This window comes from Curtobacterium sp. B18 (genome assembly GCF_000333375.1).
Lineage (GTDB): Bacteria > Actinomycetota > Actinomycetes > Actinomycetales > Microbacteriaceae > Curtobacterium.
The window spans coordinates 1-2,318 of the sequence record NZ_BACZ01000005.1; the positions used below are offsets into that span (position 1 = coordinate 1).

The 2,318-nt window shown below is 72.4% G+C and carries 3 protein-coding genes; all 3 read left to right on the forward strand.

The features are described from left to right. Positions 1-144: 144 nt before the first annotated feature. Entirely contained in the window at positions 145-591 is a 447-nt protein-coding gene (locus I5E_RS24055) for an SRPBCC family protein (protein ID WP_022905214.1), read from the forward strand. A gap of 363 nt (positions 592-954) precedes the next feature. After that, complete coding sequence (locus I5E_RS00150; protein WP_022905216.1) at positions 955-1,593, forward strand: hypothetical protein; 639 nt, start codon at positions 955-957, stop codon at positions 1,591-1,593. Between the two features lie 46 nt (positions 1,594-1,639). Beyond that, positions 1,640-2,318, forward strand: a 679-nt coding sequence (locus I5E_RS00155) for an SOS response-associated peptidase (protein ID WP_022905217.1), incomplete at its 3' end; no start/stop codon positions are given.

Sequence of the window (2,318 nt, forward strand, 5' to 3'; positions counted from 1 at the left end):
CGGGTGGCTGAGCGGGCTGCAGCCGGTCTGGACCCGCCGGTTCGACAGCCTGGAGGCGCTGCTCGCCTCCCAGCGTCCGCCCGCCACCGTGGGCGGCGCGTCCACAGCACCCACCGTCCCGTCCGACGACCAGCAGGAGCAGTCATGACCGAGCAGTTCTCCGCNCACGCCACCCACCGGTTCGCGTACCCCGTCCAGGACGTCTACCGCGCGTTCGTCGACCCCGCACAGCTCGCGCTCTGGTTCGGGCCGCTCGGCTTCCACGTCCCCGTCGCCACCGTCGAGGTCGACGCCCGCGTCGGTGGGGCCTGGAACCTCACCATGGTGAGCAACGACGACCCCGGGTGGGCCTCGCCCGTGCAGTCGACGCTCCAGGAGGTCGAGGAGAACCGGATCATCGTCGGGACGTCGACCGCCGAGGGCATCCCCGGCATCGAGGACGGGACGCCGCTGTCCCTCACGCTCGAGTTCGCCGAGGACGGCGACGGCACGGTCGTCACGCTCACCCAGGGCCCCTTCCCCGAGGTGTCGTCCTCGCTCCGCACGTGGCCGTCCCGGCCGCCTCTGGTGGCGTGGGCGGCGGCGGTGTAGACGATGTCGAGACTCATGACACGAGCGCACCGTGCGTTCCTGGACGATCCCTGGAGCGGCGCGGAACAGCGGGCGGTCGCTGCCCGCGGGTGCCAGCGCGTCGGGCGTGTCCGGGCCCTGCCGCTGTCAGCTTCGTGGAGTAGACGGAACCTCGTGTTCAGACTCGGGTGGCAGGTCCTGCGAGACCGCCTCGACGCGGTGGTCGATCCCAGGCGGGTCCGTCGAGCCACGTGGATCGCCGTCGCGGTGACCATGTTCATCGGTGGTGCCAGACCCGCCGCCAGCGCCCCGAAGCGAGGCCGGCCCGGGGCTCCGGGTGGGAGCAAGCTGGCCCTGCCGGGCGAGGACGGGTAGACAGAACCCGTGTTCCGACTGGGGTGGCGGGTGTTCCGCGAGCGACTGCCGACGGTGCGCGATGCCTGCAAGGTCCGCCGTGCTCGGTGGATCGCGCTCGGTGTCGCCCTGCTGGTCGGTGCGGTGGGCGTGTGGCGTCAGACGGCGACCGGTTGGGCCGGCAGCGGCGTCGTCGGCTCGACCGTTGCGATCGTGCTGCTCGCCGTCGCCGCGGGCCTCGCGGCCGCCGCGTGCTGTCCGACCGCGAGCGAACCAGGGCCGGCGGCGACGATCAACGGACGCCAGATCCGTCCCGATGCGCAGATGTGGGTCCGGAAGACCGTCGGGCCGTACCTGCGGCGGCGGCCGCTCGAGGTCCTCCCCGAGCACGCCGAGGCGGTCCGCAACGACGTCGAGCTGCTGGCACGCGGGCTCACGCGACAACTGGCCCGCTGGGCGACCGCGGTCGGGGCGCTCCTGTGCTTCGTCACGGCGATGGTCGCGGTCACCGGCTTCCCCGGGTACGCGATCGCGTGGGCGGGGCTGTACGGCGTGGTCCTGGTCGAGCGTGTCGTCGAGCTCGGCCGGAGCGAACGCGCACGTCGATCGGCGGCGGGAGCGGTGCACGCCCCGCACAGGGCTGGCTCGGCTCCTCCGCTGCACGACTGACGAACGCCCACGGGCGTCCGACAGTGGTACCGGGCACACTGGGCGCATGTGTGGAAGGTTCGTCGTCTCCGACACCACGGCCGATCTGCTGCCGGAACTCATCGGTGCGCTCGCCGATCGGACCGAGCACGTCGACGAGGACACCGGCGTGGTCGGCACCGGGTTGGTGCCGAGCTGGAACGTCGCGCCGACCGACCCGGTCTTCGCGGTCCGGCAGCGGCACGGGCAACGCGAGCTCCCGCAGATCAGCTGGGGGTTCGTGCCGAGCTGGGCGAAGGACTTCCAGAAGCAGCGCCCGAAGCCGATCAACGCCCGCATCGAGACGGTCGCGACGAGCGGCATGTTCAAGCGGGCGTTCGCGACGAACCGGTGCATCGTCCCCGCGCAGGGCTACTACGAGTGGGTCGTGCGCGACGACGGCAAGGAACCGCACTTCGTGCACGAACCCGGCGGTGCCCTCGCGATGGCCGGGGTCGTGAGCGCGTGGCCCGACCCGACGAAGCCCGACGGCGACCCGGACAAGTGGCGGCTGTCGCTGGCGATCATCACGCGGGACGCCCACGTCGCCCCGGGCGAGGTGCACGACCGGATGCCGGCATTCCTCACCCCGGACGGCTACGACGCCTGGCTGGACACCGACCAGGGCGGTCTCGGGGCAGACGACCTGCTCGCCCTGCTCGACCACGAGTCACTGACGGGCGCGGCGGGGCTCGAACAGTACGAGG